Origin of the sequence: Virgibacillus salinus (genome assembly GCF_900102415.1) — a bacterium.
Lineage (GTDB): Bacteria > Bacillota > Bacilli > Bacillales > Amphibacillaceae > Lentibacillus > Lentibacillus subterraneus.
In genome coordinates, this window is record NZ_FNKD01000001.1 from 226,514 (window position 1) to 253,328 (window position 26,815).

Annotated in this window: 33 protein-coding genes; 27 read left to right on the forward strand and 6 right to left on the reverse strand. The window is 36.8% G+C overall.

The window, feature by feature from the left end; translation table 11 throughout:
- Positions 1 to 59: 59 nt before the first annotated feature.
- The 16 genes from BLS02_RS19260 to clpP all read left to right on the forward strand — a co-directional run bounded on the left by BLS02_RS19260 (position 60) and on the right by clpP (position 12,033).
- A complete protein-coding gene (locus BLS02_RS19260) occupies positions 60 to 185 on the forward strand; it encodes a hypothetical protein (RefSeq protein ID WP_302846729.1) in 126 nt (41 codons plus the stop codon).
- On the forward strand, positions 175 to 708 hold the full coding sequence (locus BLS02_RS01175; RefSeq protein ID WP_092491135.1) for a recombinase family protein: 534 nt from the start codon (positions 175 to 177) through the stop codon (positions 706 to 708). The genes BLS02_RS19260 and BLS02_RS01175 overlap by 11 nt, the downstream gene beginning before the upstream one ends.
- A complete protein-coding gene (locus BLS02_RS01180; RefSeq protein WP_302846730.1) occupies positions 701 to 2,383 on the forward strand; it encodes a recombinase family protein in 1,683 nt (560 codons plus the stop codon). The genes BLS02_RS01175 and BLS02_RS01180 overlap by 8 nt, the downstream gene beginning before the upstream one ends.
- Positions 2,384 to 2,433: 50 nt before the next feature.
- Positions 2,434 to 2,718 (forward strand): hypothetical protein, encoded by a 285-nt coding sequence (locus BLS02_RS01185; protein WP_092491136.1) that lies wholly within the window; start codon positions 2,434 to 2,436, stop codon positions 2,716 to 2,718.
- Positions 2,719 to 3,016: 298 nt separating this feature from the next.
- Entirely contained in the window at positions 3,017 to 3,343 is a 327-nt protein-coding gene (locus tag BLS02_RS01190; protein ID WP_254788697.1) for a hypothetical protein, read from the forward strand.
- A gap of 145 nt (positions 3,344 to 3,488) precedes the next feature.
- Entirely contained in the window at positions 3,489 to 4,100 is a 612-nt protein-coding gene (locus BLS02_RS01195) for a hypothetical protein (RefSeq protein WP_175559414.1), read from the forward strand.
- Between the two features lie 21 nt (positions 4,101 to 4,121).
- Positions 4,122 to 4,472: a hypothetical protein gene (locus BLS02_RS01200; protein WP_092491137.1), complete on the forward strand. Its 351-nt coding sequence runs from the start codon at positions 4,122 to 4,124 to the stop codon at positions 4,470 to 4,472.
- Between the two features lie 215 nt (positions 4,473 to 4,687).
- Positions 4,688 to 5,863 (forward strand): nuclease-related domain-containing protein, encoded by a 1,176-nt coding sequence (locus BLS02_RS01205; RefSeq protein ID WP_092491138.1) that lies wholly within the window; start codon positions 4,688 to 4,690, stop codon positions 5,861 to 5,863.
- 121 nt (positions 5,864 to 5,984) lie between these two features.
- Positions 5,985 to 6,212, forward strand: coding sequence for an HTH-like domain-containing protein (locus BLS02_RS01210; RefSeq protein WP_092491139.1), 228 nt, complete (start codon positions 5,985 to 5,987; stop codon positions 6,210 to 6,212).
- A 243-nt stretch (positions 6,213 to 6,455) separates the two neighbouring features.
- The gene (locus BLS02_RS01215) at positions 6,456 to 6,905 is read left to right on the forward strand and encodes a DUF6932 family protein (RefSeq protein ID WP_092491140.1); all 450 of its coding nucleotides are present in this window, start codon (positions 6,456 to 6,458) and stop codon (positions 6,903 to 6,905) included.
- Positions 6,902 to 7,867 carry a hypothetical protein gene (locus BLS02_RS01220; RefSeq protein WP_092491141.1) on the forward strand — a complete coding sequence of 322 codons (966 nt, stop codon included), beginning with the start codon at positions 6,902 to 6,904 and terminating at the stop codon, positions 7,865 to 7,867. The genes BLS02_RS01215 and BLS02_RS01220 overlap by 4 nt, the downstream gene beginning before the upstream one ends.
- 364 nt (positions 7,868 to 8,231) lie before the next feature.
- Positions 8,232 to 9,518, forward strand: coding sequence for an MFS transporter (locus BLS02_RS01225; RefSeq protein WP_254788698.1), 1,287 nt, complete (start codon positions 8,232 to 8,234; stop codon positions 9,516 to 9,518).
- A complete protein-coding gene (locus tag BLS02_RS01230) occupies positions 9,472 to 10,089 on the forward strand; it encodes a TetR/AcrR family transcriptional regulator (RefSeq protein ID WP_092492199.1) in 618 nt (205 codons plus the stop codon). Before BLS02_RS01225 ends, BLS02_RS01230 begins: the two co-directional genes overlap by 47 nt.
- A gap of 72 nt (positions 10,090 to 10,161) precedes the next feature.
- Positions 10,162 to 10,554 carry a nuclear transport factor 2 family protein gene (locus BLS02_RS01235; protein WP_254788699.1) on the forward strand — a complete coding sequence of 131 codons (393 nt, stop codon included), beginning with the start codon at positions 10,162 to 10,164 and terminating at the stop codon, positions 10,552 to 10,554.
- Between the two features lie 183 nt (positions 10,555 to 10,737).
- Positions 10,738 to 11,427 carry a sigma-70 family RNA polymerase sigma factor gene (locus BLS02_RS01240; protein WP_092491143.1) on the forward strand — a complete coding sequence of 230 codons (690 nt, stop codon included), beginning with the start codon at positions 10,738 to 10,740 and terminating at the stop codon, positions 11,425 to 11,427.
- A 24-nt stretch (positions 11,428 to 11,451) separates the two neighbouring features.
- Positions 11,452 to 12,033, forward strand: a complete 582-nt coding sequence (gene clpP, locus BLS02_RS01245; RefSeq protein WP_092491144.1) for an ATP-dependent Clp endopeptidase proteolytic subunit ClpP — start codon at positions 11,452 to 11,454, stop codon at positions 12,031 to 12,033.
- 380 nt (positions 12,034 to 12,413) lie between these two features.
- Here clpP and BLS02_RS01250 read toward each other — a convergent pair whose 3' ends face one another.
- Complete coding sequence (locus BLS02_RS01250) at positions 12,414 to 12,920, reverse strand: CBO0543 family protein (protein ID WP_092491145.1); 507 nt, start codon at positions 12,918 to 12,920, stop codon at positions 12,414 to 12,416.
- Positions 12,921 to 13,102: 182 nt separating this feature from the next.
- Here BLS02_RS01250 and BLS02_RS01255 point away from each other — a divergent pair, with 182 nt between their 5' ends.
- The 4 genes from BLS02_RS01255 (at position 13,103) to BLS02_RS01270 (ending at position 14,803) form a co-directional block, all read left to right on the forward strand.
- Positions 13,103 to 13,282 carry a hypothetical protein gene (locus BLS02_RS01255; protein ID WP_092491146.1) on the forward strand — a complete coding sequence of 60 codons (180 nt, stop codon included), beginning with the start codon at positions 13,103 to 13,105 and terminating at the stop codon, positions 13,280 to 13,282.
- 109 nt (positions 13,283 to 13,391) lie between these two features.
- The gene (locus BLS02_RS01260; protein WP_092491147.1) at positions 13,392 to 13,751 is read left to right on the forward strand and encodes an ArsR/SmtB family transcription factor; all 360 of its coding nucleotides are present in this window, start codon (positions 13,392 to 13,394) and stop codon (positions 13,749 to 13,751) included.
- Entirely contained in the window at positions 13,735 to 14,190 is a 456-nt protein-coding gene (locus BLS02_RS01265) for an SRPBCC family protein (RefSeq protein ID WP_092491148.1), read from the forward strand. Before BLS02_RS01260 ends, BLS02_RS01265 begins: the two co-directional genes overlap by 17 nt.
- Positions 14,191 to 14,203: 13 nt before the next feature.
- Positions 14,204 to 14,803 (forward strand): dihydrofolate reductase family protein, encoded by a 600-nt coding sequence (locus BLS02_RS01270; protein ID WP_092491149.1) that lies wholly within the window; start codon positions 14,204 to 14,206, stop codon positions 14,801 to 14,803.
- 485 nt (positions 14,804 to 15,288) lie between these two features.
- On the opposite strand, the gene BLS02_RS01275 is transcribed toward BLS02_RS01270, so the two are convergent.
- On the reverse strand, positions 15,289 to 15,729 hold the full coding sequence (locus tag BLS02_RS01275) for a staygreen family protein (RefSeq protein WP_092491150.1): 441 nt from the start codon (positions 15,727 to 15,729) through the stop codon (positions 15,289 to 15,291).
- Between the two features lie 501 nt (positions 15,730 to 16,230).
- Here BLS02_RS01275 and BLS02_RS01285 point away from each other — a divergent pair.
- A complete protein-coding gene (locus BLS02_RS01285) occupies positions 16,231 to 16,602 on the forward strand; it encodes a CidA/LrgA family protein (protein WP_092491152.1) in 372 nt (123 codons plus the stop codon).
- Entirely contained in the window at positions 16,595 to 17,284 is a 690-nt protein-coding gene (locus tag BLS02_RS01290) for an LrgB family protein (protein ID WP_092491153.1), read from the forward strand. The genes BLS02_RS01285 and BLS02_RS01290 overlap by 8 nt, the downstream gene beginning before the upstream one ends.
- A gap of 515 nt (positions 17,285 to 17,799) precedes the next feature.
- On the opposite strand, the gene BLS02_RS01295 is transcribed toward BLS02_RS01290, so the two are convergent.
- Both BLS02_RS01295 and BLS02_RS01300 read right to left on the reverse strand, forming a co-directional pair.
- Positions 17,800 to 18,411 (reverse strand): DUF421 domain-containing protein, encoded by a 612-nt coding sequence (locus BLS02_RS01295; RefSeq protein ID WP_092491154.1) that lies wholly within the window; start codon positions 18,409 to 18,411, stop codon positions 17,800 to 17,802.
- 170 nt (positions 18,412 to 18,581) lie between these two features.
- Entirely contained in the window at positions 18,582 to 19,883 is a 1,302-nt protein-coding gene (locus tag BLS02_RS01300; protein WP_092491155.1) for a voltage-gated chloride channel family protein, read from the reverse strand.
- 514 nt (positions 19,884 to 20,397) lie between these two features.
- Between BLS02_RS01300 and BLS02_RS01305 the strand changes: the two genes are divergently transcribed.
- Together BLS02_RS01305 and BLS02_RS01310 are read left to right on the forward strand one after the other, a co-directional pair.
- Complete coding sequence (locus BLS02_RS01305) at positions 20,398 to 21,786, forward strand: YjiH family protein (RefSeq protein WP_092491156.1); 1,389 nt, start codon at positions 20,398 to 20,400, stop codon at positions 21,784 to 21,786.
- A 112-nt stretch (positions 21,787 to 21,898) separates the two neighbouring features.
- Positions 21,899 to 23,092 (forward strand): aminotransferase-like domain-containing protein, encoded by a 1,194-nt coding sequence (locus BLS02_RS01310; protein WP_092491157.1) that lies wholly within the window; start codon positions 21,899 to 21,901, stop codon positions 23,090 to 23,092.
- A gap of 122 nt (positions 23,093 to 23,214) precedes the next feature.
- Here BLS02_RS01310 and BLS02_RS19120 read toward each other — a convergent pair whose 3' ends face one another.
- Entirely contained in the window at positions 23,215 to 23,340 is a 126-nt protein-coding gene (locus BLS02_RS19120) for a DUF6254 family protein (protein WP_254788701.1), read from the reverse strand.
- Between the two features lie 43 nt (positions 23,341 to 23,383).
- Entirely contained in the window at positions 23,384 to 23,548 is a 165-nt protein-coding gene (locus tag BLS02_RS18855; RefSeq protein ID WP_175559415.1) for a hypothetical protein, read from the reverse strand.
- 261 nt (positions 23,549 to 23,809) lie between these two features.
- Here BLS02_RS18855 and BLS02_RS01315 point away from each other — a divergent pair, with 261 nt between their 5' ends.
- The 3 genes from BLS02_RS01315 to BLS02_RS01325 all read left to right on the forward strand — a co-directional run bounded on the left by BLS02_RS01315 (position 23,810) and on the right by BLS02_RS01325 (position 26,728).
- Positions 23,810 to 25,312 carry a malate:quinone oxidoreductase gene (locus BLS02_RS01315; RefSeq protein ID WP_092491158.1) on the forward strand — a complete coding sequence of 501 codons (1,503 nt, stop codon included), beginning with the start codon at positions 23,810 to 23,812 and terminating at the stop codon, positions 25,310 to 25,312.
- Positions 25,313 to 25,533: 221 nt separating this feature from the next.
- Complete coding sequence (locus BLS02_RS01320; RefSeq protein ID WP_092491159.1) at positions 25,534 to 25,890, forward strand: nucleotide excision repair endonuclease; 357 nt, start codon at positions 25,534 to 25,536, stop codon at positions 25,888 to 25,890.
- A 547-nt stretch (positions 25,891 to 26,437) separates the two neighbouring features.
- Positions 26,438 to 26,728 carry a hypothetical protein gene (locus BLS02_RS01325; protein ID WP_139180749.1) on the forward strand — a complete coding sequence of 97 codons (291 nt, stop codon included), beginning with the start codon at positions 26,438 to 26,440 and terminating at the stop codon, positions 26,726 to 26,728.
- Positions 26,729 to 26,815 lie beyond the last annotated feature (87 nt).

The window sequence follows — 26,815 nt, forward strand, 5'->3', positions numbered from 1 at the left end:
TATTAATCGTAAATGAAATATATATTATTCTATTAATCCAACTACAGGAGGCATTTTCTTTGGAAAAAGATACATCAGTTGATTATCAATACGATGCTTTGGTAGATATTTTATCTGAAATGGTTACAACATATTTAACTAATAACAACTCTAAAGGTAAAGGGAGTCGAACAGATGATGAATGACCAATTAGAAGTAACTAATGTACCTAATTTTAAGGTGCCATCAGAACCGATTAATGGTTCATGTAAACCAAATAAAGTGGCATATTATATAGTTCAAACTAGTGAATCTGATTTTAGCAAGGAAGCGCAAATAAGCGTTTTAAACAAAAGGTGCAAACGTGAAGGCCATATCGTTTGTAAGAAATATATTGATAGAGAAATTGATGGAGCAACAATGCATGAAAAACCAGCTTTACAACAACTACTTTCAGATGCACAACAAGGCCAATTTGATATGGTGCTAGTATGGAAAAGGAATATTATCTCCAACAAAGTTTTTGAATTAATTGATTTTGTAGAAGCCTTAGCAACTGAAAATATTGAATTTGTTTCACATAAAGAAAATTTTGAAGCTAGCGATATATTTACTAAGCTCCAATTTCATGCACTAGCAGCTATTAATGAAATGAAACTTCCAGATATTGATGAAGAGTTGTTATCAGGTGATCTTATAAAATTGAAAGGAGGTGAGTTAATTGCATAATCATGCAATGGATAAATCTAACCTTGACATGATTCAGTCAGAACCGCAAAAAAAGGCAGCGGTTTATGCTCGTGTATCTACTATGGAACAAGCTGAAGAAGGGTATAGTATAGACGAACAGACAAGAGTTCTTAGAGAATGGTGTGAACGTGAAGGATACATTGTTTATAAGGAGTATGTTGATCGCGGAAAAAGTGGAAAGAATATTAAGGGTAGACCAGCATTACAGCAGTTACTTAGTGATGCACAGCAAAAGACATTTGATGTAGTACTAGTTTGGAAAATGAACCGATTCTCCCGTAAAAGCCTTGACCTACTTAGCATTGTAGATAAACTAAAAGGTAAGAATATTGGTTTCCGTTCATACACAGAAAAATATGAAACGGAAAGCCCCTCTGGTGTATTACAATTTCAAATGATGGCTGCCATTGCTGAATTCGAACGAGCAAATACCGCAGAGAATGTAAAGATGGGGATGCTGGCTCGGGCGAAGGAAGGTTCATGGAATGGTGGACAAGTGCTTGGCTATGATGTGGTTAGTACACCTAGCGACAACTCCAAAAGAAAATTGTCCAAACTGGTAGTGAACGAGGTAGAGGCTCAAACAGTTCGAAAAGTCTTTCAGCTATACACAGAGGGTCATGGCTATAAGTATATAACCGGTTATTTAAACCAAGGTGGATATCGAACCAAACGCAATAATGAATTTTCCATTACTGCAATTAAAACTATTGTAACAAATCCAGTATACAAAGGGGTGATTCGCTATAATGTTAGGAGAGATTGGAACGAAAAGCGACGAAACAATATCAATCCTCATCCTATCATGGAAAAAGGACAACATGAAGCGATTATTTCAGAAGAGGAATGGGAGAAAGCACAAGCAATAATGAAAACCAGGGGAGGGAAACCAAATCGAGTTCATAGTGGGGAATTTCCATTGACTGGTATCTTGCGTTGCCCTATGTGTGGGGCGGGGATGGTGCTTAGCAGAACAACCAATCGTAAAAAAGACGGAACAAAGCGAGTAATAGAATACTATGCATGTGGCGCATGGAAAAATAAAGGTACTACTGTTTGCCGTTCTAATGGTGTCCGAACTGATTATGCAGATGAGTACGTATTAAAGAAGATTGCAAATGTGGCTAATAACGAGATTCTAATACAGCAAATAGTGGACAAAATTAATGGAAAGAACCAAGATGGGGATGCTCCTATCAGAAAGGAGTATGAATCAATTAAAAAGTCCCTAGATGCCATCCAGTCAAAGAAGGATAAAGTGCTGGGTTTGTATGAAGAAGGGCTTATTATTAAAGCAGATCTTGTAACACGTCTTTCCAGTTTGAATGAAGAAAAAGAGAGGCTTACAGAACGAATAACTCCTATTGAGAAGCAGATGGGTCAAGGACCGGTAAGGGAAATAAACTTCAAGATTGTCGCACAAGTGATGAAGAACTTTATAGCAAGTTACAAAGAAGCCATGACGAGGGAGCAACGTAAACAGTTATTGCACTTGCTGATAAGACAGATAACGATATCCGAAAGTAGGGAAATTGAATCTATACAAATCCAACTAAATAAAGAAGTTGTTCGACACTTCACCATTCAAGGGGGAGAAAAGTCATCCATCAGCGATGATTTTTCTCCCCCTTTTTCTATTTATTTTAATATCTAGGTTTGTGGAGTTTAAAGCAACAAATCAAAATTATAAAGGGAGAGAATGTTATGAGTGTAATGGATATTTTCTGGGAGTTCATATATAAATATCATCCAAGGTTAGCTTCTTATGATTGGTTGGTTGATAGCCAATTAATGAAAAGTGAAGATATTGTTAATAGTGAAGTAAGGGCAATGATTCCTGAAGGTATGATAGATATTAATTGCTTTGTGTTCTTCTATGAGGGAGGAACCAAGAATGTTGTATACCTATTGCAGGATAAAAAAGCAAAAACCAATATTGCAATAGGGTTTTTAAAGAATGATGAACTGGTGAACGCTATAAAATTATGAAAGTTGCCTAATAGTAGTTGTATATTAAACCATTATCGAGAATTCACCTTAGGGGCTGTATTCTCTATTTTAATGTCTGAAAAATGCCTCAAGGGAGGTGATTTTATGAAATCGGTGGAATTATTTAAAGCCGGAATGATGTTTGGTGTGTCTATCTATGTCTTTGTTAAAGAGCAAATATAAATATATGAAAAAGGTAGGAGATAATATTGCAATATTTCTTGTTAGGAACAGCGGTAGGGATTGTTATCTGTATAGTGACTGAATTTGGACAAAAACGGTATGGGGGGAATCAAAGTTGAAGAAGATTCATAACTACAATGAGTTGCTTATGGTGAAAGAGTCGTTCCCTGTTGAGGTTTCAGAATATCTAAAAGAGGAGTTCCACAGTTTGTATGACTATTTAAGTAATGGTGAGGGAATAGAAATATTTTCCCTTGATACACACCAAGCTATGATAATATTGGAAAATAAAGACGAATTAACTAATATATTGAATATGACATTTGCCATTGAATATATTGAAGAATTGAGATTAGAGACTATTGCTATTCAGAGAATAGGCATTTACAGTGCAGAAGATGTACAGCTTTATTACTACATACTAAGTAATGAATTGGGTTAAAAGGAGCCATTAACTCGTAGTAAGTTTATATAGCTGAAAAAATGAACTTCACAAAATACTTTTTACTTACTTTTATTTGACTTTCTATTCACCAAATGATATCATTTACTCAATTCAGTATATGATATCATTTGGTGGTGGTTAATTGGAAAAGAAGTTTCTGTTAAGGATGAATAACAGATTATTTAAACGTGTTGAAGAATTAGCAGGTAAGAAAAGTTTAAATGAGTATCTAAATAATATAATTCAGGAGCATGTTGAGAAAAAAGTGGGGGAGGAAAGTAATATGGATAAAATAGAAATTGGTAATTTTAAGCTCAAAGATTTGAGAGAAGCCGTAACGGTTACCCAGAAAAGATGGTATATGGAAATTCTCGAAAATTATAATATCTATTTTTTCTCTCCTACCAGGAAGGTAAGCCCAATGATGTATATTTTCTTTTATAGTGATTCGAGTTGTGAATACCCAAACTCCATTAGTCATGTTGGAAAGGTATCTTTAATCTATAGGGGATTGGATAGTAGTTCTATTCAAGCTCTTCCAGAGTTAAAGAAATTGCTACAAGATAATAGGTATTCAGACGAAATTTTAAGTTGGAATAATTATCAAATTGCAGTACTTTCTAATGTTGAAAAACTCCGACAACCTATCGATCTTACAAAAGATTACCTTAATCACCCTAGAATAATAGTGAATAGAACAACAACAATTGGTAAAGCTCTTTCAGCTTCTAAAATTGATGACTTGTTTCAATAAAATTATGGGGGAGATGAGTAAATGCTTTTTACAATCGAAGGAGAGCAAATTACAAAGGTAGCCTATGAAAGGAAGTTTAATGAAAGGTTGTTGGGTTTAGATAAAAAATATTATGACATTATAGTAGATGAATTGAATTGTGTAATTGATTCAGCAAATGTTCATACATCGAGTTGGATTCCTGGACATAATTGGATGGGAACAGTTTATGAACCTATATGGGAGTCATGCAGAAGAAATGATGAAGAAGCTGCTAAGTTTTATGGTCAAATATTATATAAGGTAATAATGGATAGACCAGAAGTCTGGTATTTCGGTAATTACCCACATGCTAAGGGGAAAACATATTTTAGACCATCAAATGTAACATAAAGTACTGTGTATATCATTGATTAACTAATATGTTTCAAGAGTATATAGGTAACGATTAAGGAGAAGAGAAATTGTCAAATGGTGATTTCCCTTCTCTAATTTAATTAGTTTTTAAATTTAAAATTGAAGTTGGAGTACTAGTAATACGTAATTATAGTACTGGAAGGTATATGTTATAATTTAAATTAATTAAAAAATGTGAGAGGGATTTGGGCGTGGGGAAACTTATAGGAAGAGACAAGTTAATTGAGCAACTAGAGCAAACTTCTAGTAAAACCATGTTCGAGTTAAAAGGACTAAGAGGAGAAATTGAAGTTGGGGACCTTTTAGCTAGATATCTGTCTGATGATACTTATATTATTGCTCAACCAGTAATAGGTAAATATGAACCTGATTTCTTGATAATATCTCCTACTTATGGATTTCGTTTAATTGAAGTGAAGAATTGGTCAGTAAATTCAATACAAGGTGTTCAAACAAATGGGACATTTACTATAGTTAATGGTAAAACCTCAAATCCATTACAACAGGTGCGGCAACATGTAGATGATTTGAAAGGGTACCTTTTGTCGAACTATCCAACTCTAGGAGATACTCATAAACGCATAGGTTACGTTAATATCCAATATGGTTTTAATAGAAAAGATTTAGATAAATATACAGAAGATTGGAACGAGAAGAATGCTGCTGACTTTTATTTGTTTCACATATTCAAAGATGATTTAAACTTTACGTTGGAAAAGAAACTACTATCTGCTTCTAAGTTCAGATCTAGTCTATTGCCTGAAAAAATGATTAAGGAAATTGTGAGGAATATTACATTTTCAAATAAAGCCTCGTCGGATATTGAAATTGGTTATCTCACAGGTTCTGAAGATTTAGATCAGAAGTCTAATGAATCAAATATAATGGAAAAAAATGATGCGGGAAAAGAAATTACTACAAATAAACAAAAGGAATCGAACTCTCATCAAAAAATAGACGTTTTTAAAATTATAAATGTGGGATTACTTATATTCTTTGTGGCTATTGGATTAGTAATTATTTCGAGTGGATTGGTTAGCTTTTTGGAGGGTACTAATACAGAAAGTATTAGTAAATCCAACTCATCTATTGATGCTGACAAGGCATTTACAAATGAAAATGTAGAGCAAGGATTTGAAAATCCAGACAATTTAGTAACTGTAGTTGCTATGGTGGATGACTTCTACTATGACAATAAAAGTGGTAATAAATTTCTTCGATTACAAGTGAAAGATTTTACCTTTAATGCAATTATTTATAGTGATGTAGAAACACCATATATAAATGTGGGTGAAAGATATAAATTCTATGGTATAACCCGAGAATATGAAGGACAAATTGAATTAGACATAGGAACAGTTGAATAAACTTCTACTTCACTGAGTAGATTTTGTAAAGAAAACATCAATTAAATGTGATTAAAGATCTCTATTAACTCTACTAAATAGTTACCGCTTCTAATCTTATTAAAGAGAGGAGGGTATATAGATGGATCAAAATAAGTTAGGAACGTATTTAAAGGAAATGTACTCAAATGCTCCAGAAGGTTATCAAGTAGCTAATATTCATTTGTTTGGTATTAAATATGCCGACGATATTTTAAAAAATAAATATAAAGTTATTGATATTGTTCGGGCTTCAGGGTTAAAAAAATCTTATGCCACCGAAGTAAGTAAAGGTATAAAACTATCTAAATATGTTGTGATAAAGGATTAGATAGTATGTTTGACCCGAAGTGTTTATTAGGTAGATGCCTCAACATTATGTAAGCGCAAAATAGGAAGGTAACTTCTCGCTTTTCTTTCATATGTTAATAGAAAATAAATTACAGCTAAATCATTCATGACGGTATAAAAATCCAATTTATTGACTAAAATATTGTAAATTCCCTAAAAATTATGTAAATAAATAGAAATACTGTTATTATTTATATAGGATACTTGAAGGGAATGAAAAAAGTTGGCGATACCACCTTTTGACAAAAATGGATTACTACCAATAGGAGTACATGATTGTTCTATAGAAGACATTGAAAGAATATTTTCTAGTTTACCGAATAAAGATGTAAGAAATAAACTTTTTAATAACTTACTAGGATATATTGAAAATATTAAAGTTGCAGAAATACCGTGTAATCACTTACTGGTTGATGGAAGTTATGTTACCGATAAAGAAAAGCCATCTGACGTAGATTTAGCTCTTATAACTCCTTATGATTATACTCCAGAAACATTGACTTTGGCCCACTATGAAGTAATGCACAGAGACACCGTTAAAAGTAAATATGGCTTTACTTTGTTCCATGTATTTTATGAATCAGCTAGCTTAAAAGAAATAATTGAATACTACCAAGGTGTTAAGGCGCCTCGACAACATCTTAAAAAAGGTATTTTGAGGGTGGGAATATGATTAATAACTTAGAGGAAAAAGAATTTCTGAATAAGCAAATTATGCATCTTGAAAATGCACTTGCTGATTTAAAAGATAAGTTATTGCCTCATAATCCTGAAATGTTTGAAATAATGTCCAGTAGTTATATAGAGAAAATCAAAGAATTCAGAAGCGAAATTGATGAATTTATTGGGTTTCAAGTTATAGAAAAAATTGATAGATCGGATATTGTTATAAGACTACAGGGTCCAGAGATAGGTTTCGGAAATGCACCAATAAGTGTTGTGTCAAGCATATTAGAAGAGGTCCGCAAAGGTTTCCAAAATTTGTATTCTTTTAAACAGGGATATAGAAATCTCACTAAAATACCAAATTATATATCAAAAGCATGCGATATGTCCTTAACAAATGTTCGTGAAGGGAGTTTACAGATTGCCTTACAAAGACCAACAGAACAGTTATCACTATTGGATGAAAAAACTGATTTTGAACGTACAGCGGAGTTATATTTAACAGCTGCATCATGGGCAGCTAGTCATGGATCTGTAGATGCTATTAAAAAAGAAATACCTGATATTGAGTTGAGAGAGATGGCATTAAAAAGTGTGTTAAGACTAATTCCAAATAGCTCAAAAAAAATCAATCGAGTTCACTTATATGGTTCACTTATCAAAAAAGATATATTTTTAACTAAAATAACAAGGGATTACATTATTGAAAATCTTTCAAAAGAAATCGAAGAAGAGGTTATATATACTTTTGAAGGAAGGGTTCGAGAAGTAGACCTTGATAAAGGTTCATTTAGATTGAGAGAGTTAAAAGGAGAAGAAAATATAAATGAGATAATTGGTCATATCAGTGATTCTCTTTTAGATGATCTAAAAGAGAATTTAGATGATGTTGTAGTAATAAGAGGTATACTGAAGAATGAAACGGTTAATTCAAAAACAATACAAATAAGGTTTATTGAAAAAGCATAATCTCTTTATGATATTATTTATACCAAAGTGGCTCTTTTCGGGTCACTTTTCTTATTGAAATTTAATAGATACAATAAAAACCTCATTTAGATAAATCACGGAGAACCGTACCATAAGTAAATGAAGTTTTTATAACTGTTCACTAACCTTTCCATAAACTTTTTCAACAGCAATTTCCAATCACACTATCTTCATAAACGTCAATGAAATTACCATGCCTTCCGCCTAACAAAGCAGGAGGCTTTTACGTGCTTCTTAAGAAGGTTTTTAAAACTTTTCTCAAAATAGGCAAAAAAAAAGTTGAAAAATGACACTCGTGTCGATATAATGAGTATTAACCAATAACGACAATGGTGTCGTTTTAATGAGGAAGAGGGAGATCGGTATGAAAAGTTTAGTGAAGAATAAGGGGTACATGACGTTAATGAGTGCGCAGGCAATTTCAAGTATTGGTGACTGGCTGAGTATAGTGGCGATATTTACGCTTGTTGGGCTGAAGTGGAATGCGTCACCTATGGAGGTTTCGTTGGTTATTCTATGTTTGGCTGTTCCTATGGCTTTACTTGGGCCGGTAGCGGGAATTGTTGCCGATCGCTTCAGTCGAAAAACAATTATGATTATCTCTGATGTCACTCGGGCTGGCTTGATTCTTATCCTCACCATCGCAAGTTCGCTCTGGATGGTGTATGCCACGCTGTTTGCAGTCGGAATGCTATCGGCCGTGTTCATTCCAGCTAAAAATGGCAAGTTGAAGGAGGTTGTTGGGGAAGGTGATATGAAGGCTGCTATGTCCATCACATCAATGATTGATTCATCGACAAAAATTATTGGGCCACTTCTTAGTGGGATTCTCGTTGCGGCATTTGGTGCTCAGCAGGTATTTATAATCGACTCAGCAACGTTCTTTGTCTCAGCTTTATTGTTATTTTTTATACCTAATGCAATCAAAGTAGAGGCCGTAGAGGAGGGTGAAAAGGAACAAGGATCATTCAAAAAGGAGTTCGTCGAGGGACTTTCTTTTATCAAATCAAGCCGTTTCATGGTAATCGGCTTACTGATTATGGGGGTCAGTCTTTTAATTCTTCAATTGGCCGACACGCAGTTGATTGTTTTAATTCGGGTGTTAACGAATGCTTCGCCTGATTTATTCGGTTATCTGGTTACAGGATCTGGTCTTGGTATGTTCTTTGCCGGCTACCTGCTTGCTAAAAAAACCAATTATCAGGCATACCCGCTTATGCTGATAGGTGTTTGTGGAATTGGATTGAGTTTTGGTATGATGGGAGTACTAACTAATTACGACCTTAGCTACTCAGTAATCTGGGCACCAGTCCTCGGATTTGCCGGAGGGTTTTCAGCCAGTCTGATATTTGTGCCATTCCAGGCAACTGTTCAAGTCGATACCCCTGTTCAGATGACGGGTCGAGTCTTCGGGGTTATCAACAGTGTTATGACAACGGCAACGATTATTGGACCGTTGCTTGGTGGATGGCTGTCAACCGTTATTGGGGTTATTCCAACTTTCACAATTACGGCAGGCTTGCTGGTTCTTGTGTCGTTGATCGGGTATTTTACAAGAAGGAAAGTAGAACGGGGGAATTCACATGGCTCCACGAGTGAGCGAGGAGCATCTCCAGCAACGACGGGCTAATATTATGAGCGCTGCAAGGGATGTTTTTATCGAACATGGTTATGAACACACTACGATGAAGCACGTCATGGATGCAGCTGGTGTCAGCCGGGGCGGACTTTATCAGTATTTTTCCAATAAGGAAGACTTATTCGAGGCAATCATTGAAGAGGGACTTAGAAATGAAGCTGAGAACACAGAGAAATTGTTGAGAATGACTGAATCGCATTGGAAACTTCTCATGCAGCTGCTGTTTGGGGAAGACGGCACACCTGACGCCAAAATGGATCCACTCGCGCCAAGTAAACTGGAATTTTTTATCACTGGAAGAAATGATGAGCGAAGACGAGAATATGGCAAGAAGCGGTATAACTTAGGTGTTCGTCTCTATGCGGATGTTATTAAAGCTGGGCAGGACTCTGGAGAATTTAGTGATCGTTTTGACAGTGAACTTCTTTCGCGATCAATCATTACTTTCATCGATGGTCTCGCCCTCGATGACGCAATCCTGGCGGAAAGTGATGTACAGCTGGAACAGCAGTTCAGCCTGTTCATTGAATATTTAAAAATGGCATTGAACGTAAGAATGTAATATTAACAATAGTATAATATCATCTGGTTTGGTGCATGATCATTTCAAAATGAAAGGATGATTGTTATTAATATGGAAAAGCAGAGTAAAGGGACCATTTCTTTTAAAGATCAAGCGATATCATTTCTAAAGCTTGTAGCATCGGGGAATGTAGATGAAGCATACCGGAGATACATCGGTCCGGAATTCCGCCATCATAATGCCTTTTTCCAGGGCGATGCAGATTCACTCAAACTAGCAATGGAAGAGGATGCAGCTGAGAATCCCAACAAGAGATTTAAGATCAAACATGCTATTGAAGAGGGAGAGATGGTTGCGGTTCACTCCCATGTGAAACAGAATCCTGAAGACCTTGGAGCAGCTGTTGTTCATATTTTCCGTTTCCATGATGGTCATATTGTTGAATTATGGGATTTAGGTCAACCAATACCAGAGAGTTCTCCTAACAACAATGGGATGTTTTAAGGAAAATTAATATATCTATGAAAGAGACCTACTCCATGTTAGAAAAAATCGGAGAATATAATCATTTTTCCCTTAAATATGAGGTATAAATGTTAGATGAAATAAAAAAATATAACTCCCGTATCTTTTTTCCTTCTTTAATCGTTAAAGTAAGTAAAGAGAGGAGCTAAAGGAGTGAGTAAAATGTACGCCAGGCCTGGCATAAAAGTACAAACTGAAAAAGTTAATTCTTCTGAGCTGAAAGATCTTTATTCGACACTTATTCCTTATTGCCATTATTTAACCAAAAACAAATGGGATGCTGAGGATCTTGTCCAGGAAACGTTATTCAAAGCGATAAACCACTATGGACAACATAAAGATTTGAATGCTGCATTGTTAAAAAAGATGGCATTTAATTTGTGGATGGATTTACTCCAAAAACGTAATCGAGAAATAATCGGATTTACGTTTGAAGAAACTGATGAAACAAATGAGTATAAGGATGACATGATGGACTTGGTAGAAGAGTTGATCTCTAAGCTCACACCAAAGCAATCGGTTATAGTTGCGTTAAAAGATGTGTTTAGGTATCAAATTATGGAGATCGCCGAGATGTTCGATATGACTGAAACAGCTGTCAAAGCAGTTTTAAACCGAGCCAGAAAAAGGCTTGCAAGGCTGTTATTAGATGAAGAAATACATTCTGTCAGGGATTATTGGTCCGAGGAGAATGTAGAAATATTGACCCCGGCAATAATCCAGGCGATCCGGTTGAATGATCCTACTGGTGTGATCAGGCTTATACCAATTTTATTCCCAGTGGAAACTCAACCGAAGCTGAAACTTTATCAATTCTCTCCTCCTTCAGGCTCCTTCTCGATGGCAGCTTAGGCTGTATACAAAGGAGGAATAAGGATGGCTACAATCCCATATGTTATTGAACAATCAAGTCACGGTGAACGATCGTACGATATATATTCCAGGTTGTTGAAGGATAGAATTATCATGGTAAGTGATGAAATTAATGACCACATGGCAAACAGCGTTGTAGCGCAACTGTTGTTTTTAGCGGCTAATGATGCTGATAAGGATATCTCTCTTTACATCAATAGCCCAGGTGGTTCAACTTCTGCAGGGTTTGCAATCTTTGATACGATGCAATACATTAAACCAGATATTAGCACGATTTGTACAGGAATGTCGGCCTCATTCGCTGCAATGCTTTTACTCGCCGGAACAAAGGGTAAACGATTTGCACTCCCAAATAGTGAAATTATGCTTCACCAGCCACTTGGTGGTGCACGAGGTCAAGCAACGGATATTGATATATCAGCTAAAAGGATTATAAAGCTGCGTAAACAGTTGAATCAATTAATAGCAGAACGAACTGGCCAACCGGTTGAAAAGGTTGCAGTCGATACAGACCGTGATTATTTCTTAAATGCTGAAGAAGCGAAAGATTATGGGATCATTGACAAAATCATACAAGCGAGATAATAGGTAAAACGGCAGCGTTGGACTTAAATGAAACCAACGTACACGGAACCGTGAGTACGGTGGTGCGAGAGGTCGGGGGTTAGTCACCTCCTCCTGCTCGATTGTTTTACCTTTTTACACTTAAATCGTTACATGAAGCCGTACCATAAGTAAATGAATATATAAAAGGAACAAGCCAAAATATCAAGCTTTGTATAGGAAACTTGTATATTTCGGCTTGTTGAAGCTGTTTTCAGCATTATTTTTTAGATTTTCTTCCTTTGAGTCTAAATAAATAGAGCGCCATGGATAAATAGGTCAAAAATAGTAGCAACAAAAAGACTGGTGTGGACAAAACATTTTGAACGAACATCAAGAATCTCTCCTCTGGGATGGTTTAATTAATAGAGCGGAACCGGGAACATGATATAGAAAAGTGCTGCTGCTGGTAAAGCAAGAATAAGTGCCAAAGCAGGTTTTCTATAATGGATAAGTAAAAACATGAAAAATATTGTGTTCAGCCAGATATTCTGCCAGCTATTCCATCCATCTCCGTATACATACATTGCTTTATGAGCAAATAATGCCTCAATAATAGTGTAAAAAATTACCCAAACTGCTATATAGATAATTTTTGCATTTCTAGCTGTAGGCATTCGCTGGAAAAAAATAATCAGGGTTACCGGACATATATAAAACGTGAAAAATAAATTAATCGTCGTATGGTTTAACCATTCTGCAGTGATCCCCTGAAAAGCCCACAGTAATTGATCTTGATAAATCGTGTTATACGTCATGTTTATGGCAATAAAAAATAAAATCGTAGGATATTGATCTTTTACACGTGACCAATCAATAAATTTATATGCAAATAAAGTCCAAATCACCAAAACTAATAATAAATACATAGTCCACCTCTTAAGATTAGTAGAAACTATCAAGTATTATCGCCAAAATTAACCACTCTTATGCAATAAGCATTAGCTGTATTTAAATGTGCCATGTATCAATAGTTAGTTACCATTCCTTAGTGCGTATGAACAAAAGCTGTTATGTAATTAATAAACTTTTAGTAGAGGAGCATGGATGAATGAATTTTTCAGGAAAAAGAAGAATTTTGCTGCCAGTCATTATTGTACTTGTGATTGCTGGTCTAGCCGATATAAAATATAAAGGTTTGTTATTTCGTTTACTGCTCGGCAACCACCTTTTAAAAGGTTGTTCGATTAAGTTTAATAAGGAAAATTACTTCAATTACATTGCGGTATAATGTTTTTTAAGTGTTTATTTATTTAAGTGTTGACTTAATTAAGTATATAATTTATTATGTAAGCAACGGTTCCAAAGTTCCTTTAGAAGGAGGTGACTTTAACATTACCATGGTGTCTAAGGATATTTTTCATGCTCTTTCCGAGCCTAATCGACGATACATCTTAGAGATATTGGCCAGTCAAGAGCAGTTAACTGCAACGGATATTTATGATCGTTTTAATATAAGTCCACCAGCGATTTCACAACATTTAAAAATTCTTCGAGAAGCGAATCTGGTTCGGATGGAAAAAAAAGCTCAACAGCGTATATATCAGCTTAATCCTGACGCCATAATCGAACTTGAGGAATGGGCGAACCACATTACACAGCTTTGGACTCAACGTTTTGATGCATTAGATAAGGTGTTAGAAGCTGAAATGAAAAAGAATAAGGAAGGAAAGGCTGATCAATATGACGAACCCGAATGATGTAAATGGGGATAAGGAGCTTACTCTAACAAGAATTTTTGATGCGCCCCGTGAGCTAGTTTGGAAGTCTTGGACAAAACCTGAGCTGTTGGCTAAATGGTGGGGGCCAGCCGGGTTCCAAACCCCGAAGGAATCTATTGACATTGACCTTCGTGTCGGCGGTTGGTTTAATATATGTATGGTTCAAATCAATACTGGCACAGAGATATGGATTCAACACGAAATTATCGAACTTGTAGAACCTCGTCTCCTTGTCCTCCGGTCCGAGGAACAAACAGATCTCAGGCTTTCTGCCATGATTACTCGGGTTCAACTCGATGAAATGGATGGTAAAACCAAGATGACGTTACACAACGGCCCGTATTCGAAAGAAATGAATCATGCTATTAGTGGATGGGAACAGTCTTTCGACAAGCTTGTTGAATTATTTAAAAAATAGGAGGAGTTTTTTAATGACAAATAATAGCACGAAGAGTAAAGTAGTCTTTGATATCAGTATGTCACTGGACGGATTCATAGCGGCTTCAAACCGTTCTGCAGATGAACCGATGGGGGCTGGTGGAGAGCGACTTCACGGATGGGTGATGGACGATGAAGACAGTCGTAACCGCAAGCTTCTTGAAGAAGCCGGCAATGGTCTGGGGGCGGTTATCACCGGACGGGTTACATACGATGATTCCCTTCGTTGGTGGGGTGCAAATGGACCAACGGGGCCTGCTCGCATTCCTGTTTTTGTTCTCACACATCAGACCCCAGAGAATGTTCCCGAGAATAGTGTGTACACGTATGTGAATGGAATTGAAAGTGCTCTGGAACAGGCGAAGAAAGCAGCGAACGGTAAAGTCGTTTCTGTCATGGGTGGTGCGGACACCGCCCAACAGTTCATTGCGGCTGGGCTGGTCGATGAGATATCGATTCATCTCGTCCCCGTACTGTTTGGTGAAGGCATTCCATTATTCGAAAAGCTCAGAGACGAGCATATTCAACTTGAACCCGTCACCATAATGGATACTTCAAAAGCCACTCATCTGCAGTATCGAGTTCTTAAATAAGTTTAAAATATTTAGAACAACCATATTTTATTTGCCATCAGGCATTACACCAAAAGGCTAATCATTGAGAAAAAAGTATAGTCTTTTGTAGTCTTTTAGAGAAAACCGCTCCGATCGAGAGTAAGTAGTTCAATTTTGAAGTACAAACATTAAAAATACAACATAACTGAGCATCGAATTGCAACGCAATTTGATGCTCTTTTTCATCATTAAATTAATATTCACGCAGCATAGGGACGGAGCTATTGCTTCATATAACTGAAGAATGATGAAAGCAGTTAGCCCACTTTATTCTCCGGAACGGTTATTATTTTGCAGGATGTGACGCACGGGGGCGGTTCTCATGTTTCCTTATTTTGGCGGAAGCGTTATAACCGCCCCTGTGCTTCTTATTTTCTAAAAGGACATTTCCGCACTAGGTAATGTAATGCGTGTCTAAAAGAAGTGGTACCAATAAATATTTCCATTGGTTATTGAAATCTGAGTTAAGTATACTTTGCAAAAGTACCCCAATTTTCTATCTTATTCAACTGAGGATATAGTGATTTAAAGTGAACTATTATTGAAGAATTATTCAACTCAGGATGTGAAATGAAGAATCTACTATCTCCATATCTGATGGCTTTCAAGGCAAGTGGTAATTCACGTCTAAATATGTCATTTCGTTTTGCTGCAACAGTCTGATCAGATTGTCCATCTACATCCAAATACACATTATATACATAGCAGCCTCTAATTTTAGTCCACTCACCAAGCACTTCATCTCTCATAGGGCTAAACTTATCCTGGGCAAAGCTTAATCCAACTGTCAAAAAAAGCTCTGCAGTAATATCCGAATGAGTCAGTGTGTAGCGCCTATGGATTATAGGTTCTGTAGAGGTTATACCTTCTCTAAATTCAACATAAAGTTTATCGGGGTTTAACATGCCGAAGTAAACACTTCCCAACACTTTTTTCTTAATATTATGATGGTTATTAATCAAATATACTAGGGTATTTTCTTGTGCCATCTAATGAGAGGGGGTAGTTCAAGAAGCATATAGTTGGAGCCATTCTTTCATATGCCTGATGAAAGCAGCTAGCCCACTCTATTCATTACTATAATCGTTTTTGCTCAGTAAAAAGTGTCATTTTGAATGGGGAAATTTCTAAGAAATATATGCCACCTTTTTAAAAAATGGTTCGATTATAATATAAAGAAGGGCAGTCATAAATTTTATACGCTAGAACGAAATGATAGTATTATTTTTCAGGATGAAATCATCGCTGACACAGTCTGTACGTTACTATTATTTGTCAGTAAGGAGCCTGTTCACTTTTCAAATAGTCTGAATCAATCTATGATAGACTTTATCGGCTGTTTTCTTACTGCATAAGTGCAATTAAAGCTTTCTACTATAATTTTGTTCCGAAAGAAGTGTCGTCAATTGCTGAAGGTATGTAAAATAATTATCCAAATTGCTTTTTTGTATGGAATCTATTTAATTGGACATTGGATCCAGGAAGCATTGAATTTATTTGTGCCCGGGAGTGTCATCGGGTTAATTATTCTGTTTATCCTGCTCTCAACAAATGTTGTGAATGACGTGTGGGTTGAAAAGGGTGCCGATTTTTTTGTGAAACATTTAACGCTGTTTTTCATTCCGGCTACGGTCGGGATTATAAATTATTTCGGGGTCTTTTACGGAAAGGGATTTCTCCTGATTGTAATCGTTCTCGTGAGTACGGTGCTTGTGATGGCAGGATCAGGACTTGTGACTCAATGGATGATGCGTGGGAAGGAAGTAGAACATGATTGATAGCCTTATTGCCGTTGCTGCTATTACCGGTACAGTTGGGATATATGCTGCGGCAGTCTATATATACAAGAAATTCAATTCTCCATTTACCATACCTGTCATTATAGCTACGGTTATCATCATTGCTATCTTATTGGCGTTTCAAATTCCTTATGAAATCTACATGCGTGGCGGGGAATGGATAGACCATATGCTGGGTCCTGCGATTGTGGCGCTCGCCTATCCGGTTTATCAGCGGAGAAAAATATTGAAAAAATTGCTGGTACCTATTCTTAGCGGAACGATGCTAGGAGCAGCGGTCGGCGTGTCAACGGGTGTTTTACTGGCAAAATGGTCGGGGGTTGATCAGTTGATTATCCATTCACTTGCTCCAAAATCCGTCACTACCCCGGTAGCCATGGCCATCACGGACACGCTTGGCGGAGCAACACCTTTGGCGGCAGTTTTTGTGATGATAGCGGGAATTGGCGGAGTGCTAATCAGCTCAACAGTTATGAAATGTTTCCGGATTCATCACCCGATCGGACGCGGTGTCGGGATGGGTAGTGCATCACATGCCATCGGAACAGCAACCATCATGGAACATGACCAGCTCGCAGGATCAGTCAGCACGATTGCAATGGTTGTCAGTGCGGTAGTTGTATCGGTTATAACGCCGGGACTGGTTGCGGTTTTGATGTAGGGGATTTGTGCACTGCAGCAAAAGCATTTCGTTAATTCTTGTTCAATATAGATGATGTGATTTTAATTCCTTTAAACTATTACAAGTTTGAAGGATTTTTTTGGCAGATAAGAAAGTATAAATACTTTCTTACTGCATAAGTGCAACTAAGGCTTTTGCCATTAAGGATTGGCGATAAGCCAAGTTTTCTAATAACAATACAAGAACAAATGTTCCTGATTATGTTAATTAATTAGGTAATAAAATAATAGAAAATAAGAAATAAAAAGAGTTATCTAATGCCGAATGAAACGGACATCCTAATCTACCAAACTGAAAAACGAAGCACTACAACCTCGAAATGTTTATCGCAATCGGGTACTTCGGAGCGCTACTAGAAGACGCAGGCGCACCTAATCGAGGTCTTCGGACACGTGCTGTTCCCGCAGGAGTGACTGCCCTCCGCTCCAATCAATCATCATAAAAGTGAGAAAACGTAAATCATCATGCTTAGTTGGAATTTTTTATCATTACTGTTAATCCAAATTCTCTTTGGGTTTTTCTTTATGCTTTCTATTTTTAACCTCAGTAAATATGTTATCTGACACACTTGTTTTTGTTTTTGATGGTTCATTTGGAGGATTAGATCGATTTGATTCAATCATCGATTTAAGCATCTCAATATCCTCTTTAGTAGCGTATTGTTTATCAGGCTTTAACATATATCCTAACTGACCGTTCGATTCTATAGTAGCCCATTGTAAATCAGTAAAATGCTGAATGTTTTGTTGTCTCATTCGTACTTCAAGCATATCAACCGTTAACCGCAGCTTCTTTAAATTACTTTCATTAATTTGGCCATTTTCAACTACTACAAGTCCTTTACCATAAATTAAAGTTTCAAGAGCATTCGATTTCAAAACGATATACTCAATAAAAAGAAGTGTAGCTACCATTAAAAATGTAATCAACATTGTAATCCAAATGTTCCTATCGCCAACAGGTTGAATAATTAATGATCCAACAGCTATCATCATGACGGTCTGAGCAACAGTAAGCTGTGAGACTGATTTTCTTCCAGCTAACCGTAAAATCAGGATTCCTCCTATCACGACGACGACAGCTTTCCATATGAAGTGTAAATCCAATAGGATCCCCTCTTTTCAAATGTTACTAAAATATACTTACGGTTGACTCTTTCTGGTTTAATATCTAGTGTTTATTGTGGATGAAATCATTTACTTTATTCTTTAGTGAAGTGTCTTTATAGAACTAGAGCAATAAAACGGCTACTTATTGCTGTTTTACGTCTAGTTTTCTAAAGTTTTTTCTTTTTTTCAACGTTTTCAATAGTTTCCGCGCGAAGAGTATTATATAACCTGCTTTTAGGCTCATATATTTTTTGAGATGGCCATAGTCCATGATGTCCTGAGAATAGATAGCTGACTAAACAAGCAACAAAAAAGTACTCTAACCCTTTTCCATCAAACATCTCCATTGCCAGCAGGAATGCTGCTATAGGGGTATTAGCCCCTCCGCTAAAAACAGCAATTAATCCCAATGCAGCGAGAAATGACATAGGTAAATCGATGAATGTATGTAAGGTATTGCCTAATGTTGCTCCAATGAAAAATAAAGGTATGGCTTCACCGCCAACGAAGCCGGTACCAAGAGTCACTGCTGTAAATATTAGCTTGGCCAGGAAAGCAAAGGGTGGAACGTCTTCTATAAAAGATTGTTCTAACATCTGTAATCCTCGGCCATTGTAATCTTGTGAACTAACAATTAAAGTTAGTACCACAATGACAATACCTCCAAAAAAGGCTCTTTTCATATGGTTTTTTTTGAAAAGTTTCTCAGAAAATTTTTCTATCCCATGCCTCAACTGACAGTATAAAACACTTATTAGGCTAAAAATGACTGATAGAAGAATAACTATTATAAATGTACTAATAGATATTTCCGGTACGGTTTGTATTATAAATTCTTCGTGTTTATGTCCCCATGCTGCTGCAGTTACATAATGACCAACAAAGCTTGCCGTAAGACAAGGAACAAGTGCTTCAAATTTCAGCTTTCCTAAAGCAGTCATCTCCATGCCAAAAACAGCACCTGTTATAGGTGCTCCAAATGCAGAACCAAAACCAGCACTTATCCCGCTCATCATTAAAATTCTCTTGTCGAATATGTTTACCTTAAAAAATTTGTTTACCGCAGCAGCGACACTTCCTCCCATTTGGACAGCTGCACCTTCTCTTCCAGTTGAACCTCCAAAAAGGACTGTGACAAAAGTCGCGAAATAAACGATAGGTCCCATTCTCCGAGGTACCTCTTTTTTTCCATGAACTGAGTCTATCACCAGATTATTTAGTTCAGCAGTGTCATTCAAAGTATTATTCAAAAGTACCTTTCCGTAGTTCATATATATGAATCCTATGATAATTCCTCCAAAGGGGAGAAGGAAGATAAGCCAATCCCTTTTTAATCGTATATCATCTCCTAGATAATCGTTCATCTCTAAAAGGAAATAGGTTGTCGAGCCAACAACGATACCAATTATGCTTCCAAAGATAATCCATTGACCCAGAACTGAAAAAAAGTTTTTATACTTTAACAGCATTCACCAATTCGCCTCTTTTCTTTGGGAAATTCAATTCTATTGTTGCCTATCGTATTATAATTATTAAAATAAATAGTGAATAGCCAATTATGAAAGAAGCAAAAAGGGATCAACCTACTAATTCAGTTTGAGACGCACGGGGACGGTTCTCATGCTTCCATTTTGAGGCATGGAAGCGGTTGAACCCCATGCTTTCTCCAAAATGACTTTTCCGCACCAGGTAATGCGTTTTTCTGTGTGGAGGACGAAGTTTTTAAAGTAAGTCGGAGCAATTTAATAAAAAAAGATACTATATTTTATACATTTATTTATCTATTCTAAAAGCCTGCTTTCTAGTTCGTAAAAAAGAAAACAGGCTTTTTTATTAAGGCAATTTACATATTGAAAGATAAGATAAGTAATTGCATAATTATGCAAATAAATGATATATTATGAGTTATTAAGATTAGCGGGATAACACGATCTACAAAATCTACAAAAACTGCTTAAAATATAAAAGTTGGGGAGAGTCTACATGTTAACTGAAAAACTACAACAGGCAGAAGAAGTTACGAACAAAAAGGAGTTTACAGCCAAACAATATTTGGCTTTTTGGCTTCCCTCATTAATTGGCGTTTTGCTGTTCTTAGTCCCTATTTCTGTAAATGGAAAAGTAACAATCGGATTAGGGGTTTTAGCGGATGGTTTACAGGGTGCAATAGCTGATTATATTCCTTCAATAATGACAATTATCCTCTGTGTTTCTGCTGCTGGTAGTTTGATCGTTAAATATACCACAATAGAAGCGGTTAAAAAGAGTGCATTCTTAACGGCTTTATTTGATATTACGCCGTTCTGGTTAATCTTGAGATGTATTGGCGCATTATTTGCTGTCTTTACATTGAATCAAATAGGTCCTGAATTTATTTGGTCGAGTATTACAGGCGGGGTAGTATTATATGATTTAATTCCGGTATTAATGGTCTGGTTCTTATTTGCTTGTTTATTTATGCCTCTTTTACTTCAATTTGGCTTGATGGATTTTATAGGAACATTGGTACGTAGAGTAATGTTTCCTTTATTTAAACTACCTGGACGTTCCTCTGTTGATGCATTAGCATCATGGATGGGAAGTGGAACAGTGGGTGTATTATTAACAACACAACAATATGAATCTGGTTACTATACAAAGCGTGAAGCATCTGTTGTTGCAACGAACTTCTCCATTGCTTCGATTGCCTTTAGTCTTGTGATTGCAAGGTTTTTAAATATTGACCATATGTTTATCCAGTTCTATTTTACCGTAATTGTAACAGGAGTAATTGCTGCTATTATTTGTCCAAGGATCCCGCCTCTCTCAATTAAGAAAAATACGTATTACGAGCCGGTTGGGAAACAAATAGATGAAGTTGTGCCAGAAGGGGTATCTAGTTTCCGGTGGGGATTAAAAAAGGCTGTTGAAAAAGCGGACCAAGTCAAGAGTTATCCCGGTGTTATAAAAAGCGGGGTACAGAATGTGATCGATATTTGGTTCGCTCTAATACCATTGGTGATGGCGTTAGGAACGGTTGCACTTGTTATTGCGGAGTTTACGCCTATCTTTAATTACTTATCATATCCTTTCGTGCCATTACTTCAATTACTGCAAATTCCAGAGGCTCAAGCTGCTGCACCTGCTATGCTTGTTGGTTTTGCAGATATGTTTTTACCAGCTGTAATTGGAAGTGGGATTGAGTCAGAGCTTACACGTTTTGTTATAGGTGTAATGTCCTTATCCCAGTTGATATACATGTCTGAAATTGGCATCCTATTAATAAAATCCAAAATTCCAGTTTCATTTGCTCAACTGTTTATTATTTTCCTGCAAAGAACAGTCGTGACGTTGCCAGTTGCTGCATTAATGGCACATCTGTTATTTTTCTAGTGAATTAGACTAAAAAGCATTGGTATTCGCCACCAATGCTTTCTATTTTTGGTATTATGAAGTAGTGATCTGCATATAACAGCACGTTTTAATGGAAAGGTGATTGATAGAAATGAATAGTGAATCTTTTTTCACTGAAAGCACGAAAGCCGCACTTAAAAATAACCCACCAGGCGAATGGATGCCAACACTTCCAGATGGTTGTATACGTTTAAGCTCTGGATTCCCTGCACCTAACCTTATCCCAGTTGAACAGCTTCAAGCAGCAGTTACCCTCCTGCTTGAGGAAGAGAAGGATTTACCGTTGCATTATGTTGGAAGCCCTAAAATGGCAAAGCTAAAGGAGCAGATTAATGATAGGTTGTTACGTCGCGGTATCCGTGTTTCAGAAGAAGAACTTCTCATTACATCTGGAGCATGTCAGGCGATCGATCTAGTTGCCCGCATTATAATGGATCATGAAACTGTCGTTGCCATAGAGTCGCCAACGTATATGGAAGCGTTAGAAGTATTCCAAAACTATACGAAGCACTTTATTAGTATCCCAGTGGATGAAAATGGCCTGCAAACAAATAAATTAGAAGCGATGTTAGCGGAAAGGAAAAGGGAAGGGCTCCCGCTTCCTCGTATTTTATATACCATCCCAACTTTTCAAAATCCAACAGGTACAACGATGACAATGGATCGCCGGAAACATGTGCTGGAGCTTGCTGCCAAATATGATTTTCTGATTTTAGAAGATGACGCTTATGGCGAATTATACTTTGATGAACAACCAGACCCATTAAAAGCAATGGACAACGAAGGCCGTGTAATGCATCTTGGTTCTTTATCCAAGGTAGTAGCGCCGGGAATGCGTATCGGATGGATTACTGCAACACCCGAATTGATTACCGCTGTGGCTTGGTTTAAAAAGGATTTAGACCATCCATTTGCTCAAGCAACAATGGCTTCCTTTTTAGAAAAAAATGACTTCGAGAAGCGGCTCAAGACCTTAAGGGAAACGTATCAACGTAAGTGTACGGTCTTACTTTCTGCATTGGAACAATACATGCCAAAACCAGTCTCCTGGTATGTGTCTGAAGGTGGTTACTTTGTGTGGGTCAAAATTGCTGGCGCAGATACATCGGAATTATTAACCCACGCTCTCGATGAAGGTGTCTCCTATATCCCAGGAAAACATTTTTTCCTGAATCAGCAGGATGGAGCGGAATACCTTCGTCTATCATTTAGTTACGCGGAGGAAAAAGAGATAGTAGAAGGAATTCAAAAACTAAGTAAAGTTATCAAACGAATCCTTTTATAGTATTCAAATTTGATGAAAAAGTCGGTATGAATACATATTACGGAAACACTTGTAAGTCTGTAGACAGTGAGTGCAGTGGGGATTCGCCTCACTGCACTGTTTTGGCTCTTTTTTTGACTTACCTACTTGTTCCCATCTCTTCTTGTTTCGTCAGCTATCTCTTCAAAAGATCTAACTTTTCCGTGTGGGTTTTGTGATTGTTTTCTGTCTTTCCATTCCCGTTCCTGTTGATGTTTGGATTTAGACATATCTGCTAGAACTCCTTTTTATGTTGTAGTTTATCTCTGCTCACTAATTTTTCGTTTTCGATGCTCGTTCTTTTTTTGCTTTCTCTTTGTGTGCTTTATTTGCAGCAGCGCTACCGAGTTCCTTGGAGAATTCTGAATCCGTTTTACTGGAATCAAATCCTTGTTTATTCTTTTGCTGTGGGTCATTTTTCTTTGTTCGTTTTGCCATGAATGTCCCTCCTTTTTGGACTTAGTATGGGACAAGGTGATTGAAATATTCGTACATAATAATCAGATGAAGTCACTCGATAGTTCTTTAAACGGAAGGAGATTAGATAAATTCAATCTCCTTCCGTTTTTAGATAGTTTGTTAATTTGTTAAGCTATGATTTAAATAAATATGATACAATATAAATGGATTATAGTGTACGGTATTTGACTAGGTTGTGCCTACACCCTTTGTAAAATTAACATTTTAAGGATGATAAATATGAGTAACATGCCTAAAGAAACAGACGTTATCTTAATTGGTGCTGGAGTTATGAGCGCGACTTTGGGTTCATTACTGAAAGAGTTGGCCCCAAATTGGGATATTACAGCGTTTGAGAAGCTCGACAAAGCAGGAGAAGAAAGCTCTAACGAATGGAATAATGCGGGTACTGGCCATTCTGCCCTGTGCGAGTTAAACTATACTTCCGAAAAACAGGACGGATCTATAGATATTAGCAAAGCTGTAAAAATTAATGAACAGTTTCAGCTTTCAAGACAGTTTTGGTCATATCTTGTAAACAGCAATCTGATTCATAATCCACAGGACTTTATCATGCCATTACCTCATATGAGTTTTGTGCGTGGAGAGAAAAATGTAACGTTCCTGAAGAAGCGTTTTGCAGCACTATCAAAGAATCCTCTGTTTCATGGGATGGAATTTTCCGATGCCCCTGAAAAACTGAAGGAATGGATTCCGCTTATCATGGAAGGCCGTACATCGAATGAACCGATAGCAGCCACAAAAGTCGACTCTGGAACGGATGTTAACTTTGGTGCCTTAACGCGCAAGTTGTTTGACCACTTGGAAAGTAACAATGTCGAGGTAAACTACAAGCACAGTGTTGAGGATATCCAACGTACCAGTGACGGCAAGTGGGAAGTAAAAGTACATGATAACGTTAACGGCAAAATCGAATACCATACTTCTAGATTCGTCTTTGTCGGTGGCGGGGGCGGTAGTCTTTCTTTACTTCAAAAAACCGGTATTCCAGAATCAAAACATGTTGGAGGATTCCCGGTAAGCGGGCAATTTATGGTGTGTAACAATCCGGAAGTAGTAGCACAGCATCAAGCAAAAGTATACGGCAAGGCTAAGGTTGGTGCTCCGCCAATGTCTGTTCCGCATCTTGATACAAGATATATCGAAAATAAAAAATCACTGTTGTTTGGCCCATTTGCCGGCTTCTCGCCAAAGTTCTTAAAAACTGGTTCCATGCTGGATTTAGTAAATTCAGTAAAACCGAATAACCTCGTAACGATGTTGGCGGCAGGGACTAAAGAGATGCCATTGACAAAATATCTGATTGAGCAAGTTATGTTATCTAAGGAAAAGCGTATGGAAGAAATACGAGAGTTTATCCCGAATGCCAAAAGTGAGGATTGGGATTTAGTTGTAGCAGGGCAGCGTGTGCAGATTATCAAAGATACAGAGGGAGGCGGCAAAGGAACGCTTCAATTCGGTACAGAGGTAATCACTTCCACTGATGGTTCGATAGCAGCATTGCTAGGCGCCTCTCCGGGAGCTTCTACTGCTGCTCACGTCATGCTTGAGGTAATAGAAAAATGCTTCCCGCAATATTTAAAAGAGTGGGAACCGAAAATAAAAGAAATGATTCCTTCTTATGGCGTTTCACTAGTCGAGAACCCAGAGCTTTTTCGGGAAATTCATGCTTCAATAGTGGAGGCGTTGGATTTAAACGAAAAGAAGCTGGCTCATAGTTAAGTCTTTTGGTGCTTAAATAAACAGAAGAATTCATTAATAAATCATCTTTTCCATATACTAAACTACTCAAGTCGATAGTTAAATCTGGCATTTGCTCTTTGAAGAGGGTGGATGCCAGGTTTTTTATTTATCACGATTTGGCTTAATATGTATGGAAATAGTAATACATGTCGATTTGTGATAGCATTTACACAACAACGCAGGAAGAGGAAGTGAGCATAATGATAAATATAACAGTCCCAACACCAGATGTCACCATTACGAAACAGGATAATCCGGAACTTAGTAATATATACGGATTTACAGATTTTCACCTGATTACAAGAGATAAGGGTGGAATTTTCATGTTTTACAACGACAACCAGGAGCTTTTGTTTGTTGGTAAAGCAAGGAAGTTAAGACCAAGAATTAAAAAACATTTTAATGATAATGTATCGCCAATTAAATTGCACAGGGATGAAGTAAGCAAGATTGAAGTTTGTATTGTCAGGGATCCTGCCCACAGAGAGATCTATGAAACGTATATTATTAATGAACTCAAATCAAAGTACAATGTTGAAAAGGTGTATTTTAAATAAACCCCAGTATCCTCTATCACAAATAGTTAAGGCATATTATCCCAGTTACAAAAAAGAACTTGGGTATGTGACTATGTAGTTCGGTTTTGGAGTATAATTTTAAAAAAACACTCCAAAAACGATAACGGGTTCCGTTTCCTATCACAAATATTAAAAATGTAATGTAAAATGACTATCAATTTGTATGCTAATTTGATGGTCATTTTTTTGTTGGTGTAATAGTGTGCTTGGTTTAATAATCATTAAAATTGTAGTGTAATTTGTACCCCAATTTGTTGGATAACAATAGCCAGTGTATGTCTACATTTTGACCTACAAATTCAAATGCAAATTGTCATACATTAATTTACCAATAAATTGGGAGTAGAATAGTTTTCGCTTGATTTTACAAGGTATTCAGAATATTTATGATAAAATAAATTTAGATATTGTGAACGATTACACTTAAACTAACGCAGCAGGATTATGGAACAAGGGGATATCAAATGATTAAAAAAAGTTAATGTTATTTCTGTTAATCGGATTATACCTGACTGGATGCTCGGAATTGTATTCAGAAACTTCTAGTGGGTATTATGTTGGGGAAAGTGAAAATTGGAAGGTTGTATATGATAGAGATAAAAACTTAATTGTCGAATACATTGGTGAGGGGGCAATTCCACAAGAAAAAATAGAGTTGTCCAGGAAATATAAGGAAATGGAATTTACTACGCCATTTCACCTATCTGAAGAAGGAAAGAAGACTATTGATTTTCAGTTTAGTGAAGAACCAACCAGCTATGAAATTACTATACAGTGGGAAGAAGATACCGAAAGTTTAAGCTTAAAAGAAATGTAAGTAAAGTAATTACCGTATTAAAGGGTGCTTTACTTCAATAAAGAAAAGACATTTCTTGTTCAACTAAAGCAGCAGTAATGGGCAACA

Excerpts from the sequence above, each read along its gene's own strand:
- BLS02_RS01200 (WP_092491137.1), top strand. The coding sequence starts at position 4,122 with ATGCTTTTTACAATCGAAGGAGAGCAAATTACAAAGGTAGCCTATGAA.
- BLS02_RS01235 (WP_254788699.1), top strand. The coding sequence starts at position 10,162 with ATGGAAAAGCAGAGTAAAGGGACCATTTCTTTTAAAGATCAAGCGATA.
- BLS02_RS01265 (WP_092491148.1), top strand. The coding sequence starts at position 13,735 with ATGACGAACCCGAATGATGTAAATGGGGATAAGGAGCTTACTCTAACA.
- BLS02_RS01315 (WP_092491158.1), top strand. The coding sequence starts at position 23,810 with ATGAGTAACATGCCTAAAGAAACAGACGTTATCTTAATTGGTGCTGGA.
- BLS02_RS01290 (WP_092491153.1), top strand. The coding sequence starts at position 16,595 with ATGATTGATAGCCTTATTGCCGTTGCTGCTATTACCGGTACAGTTGGG.
- BLS02_RS01305 (WP_092491156.1), top strand. The coding sequence starts at position 20,398 with ATGTTAACTGAAAAACTACAACAGGCAGAAGAAGTTACGAACAAAAAG.
- BLS02_RS01270 (WP_092491149.1), top strand. The coding sequence starts at position 14,204 with ATGACAAATAATAGCACGAAGAGTAAAGTAGTCTTTGATATCAGTATG.
- BLS02_RS01240 (WP_092491143.1), top strand. The coding sequence starts at position 10,738 with ATGTACGCCAGGCCTGGCATAAAAGTACAAACTGAAAAAGTTAATTCT.
- BLS02_RS01220 (WP_092491141.1), top strand. The coding sequence starts at position 6,902 with ATGATTAATAACTTAGAGGAAAAAGAATTTCTGAATAAGCAAATTATG.
- BLS02_RS01255 (WP_092491146.1), top strand. The coding sequence starts at position 13,103 with ATGAATTTTTCAGGAAAAAGAAGAATTTTGCTGCCAGTCATTATTGTA.
- BLS02_RS01300 (WP_092491155.1), bottom strand. The coding sequence starts at position 19,883 with ATGCTGTTAAAGTATAAAAACTTTTTTTCAGTTCTGGGTCAATGGATT.
- BLS02_RS01260 (WP_092491147.1), top strand. The coding sequence starts at position 13,392 with ATGGTGTCTAAGGATATTTTTCATGCTCTTTCCGAGCCTAATCGACGA.
- BLS02_RS01175 (WP_092491135.1), top strand. The coding sequence starts at position 175 with ATGATGAATGACCAATTAGAAGTAACTAATGTACCTAATTTTAAGGTG.
- BLS02_RS01225 (WP_254788698.1), top strand. The coding sequence starts at position 8,232 with ATGAGGAAGAGGGAGATCGGTATGAAAAGTTTAGTGAAGAATAAGGGG.
- BLS02_RS01250 (WP_092491145.1), bottom strand. The coding sequence starts at position 12,920 with ATGTATTTATTATTAGTTTTGGTGATTTGGACTTTATTTGCATATAAA.
- BLS02_RS19120 (WP_254788701.1), bottom strand. The coding sequence starts at position 23,340 with ATGTCTAAATCCAAACATCAACAGGAACGGGAATGGAAAGACAGAAAA.
- BLS02_RS01185 (WP_092491136.1), top strand. The coding sequence starts at position 2,434 with ATGAGTGTAATGGATATTTTCTGGGAGTTCATATATAAATATCATCCA.
- BLS02_RS01320 (WP_092491159.1), top strand. The coding sequence starts at position 25,534 with ATGATAAATATAACAGTCCCAACACCAGATGTCACCATTACGAAACAG.
- BLS02_RS01275 (WP_092491150.1), bottom strand. The coding sequence starts at position 15,729 with ATGTTAAACCCCGATAAACTTTATGTTGAATTTAGAGAAGGTATAACC.
- BLS02_RS01310 (WP_092491157.1), top strand. The coding sequence starts at position 21,899 with ATGAATAGTGAATCTTTTTTCACTGAAAGCACGAAAGCCGCACTTAAA.
- BLS02_RS01210 (WP_092491139.1), top strand. The coding sequence starts at position 5,985 with ATGGATCAAAATAAGTTAGGAACGTATTTAAAGGAAATGTACTCAAAT.
- clpP (WP_092491144.1), top strand. The coding sequence starts at position 11,452 with ATGGCTACAATCCCATATGTTATTGAACAATCAAGTCACGGTGAACGA.
- BLS02_RS18855 (WP_175559415.1), bottom strand. The coding sequence starts at position 23,548 with ATGGCAAAACGAACAAAGAAAAATGACCCACAGCAAAAGAATAAACAA.
- BLS02_RS01230 (WP_092492199.1), top strand. The coding sequence starts at position 9,472 with ATGGCTCCACGAGTGAGCGAGGAGCATCTCCAGCAACGACGGGCTAAT.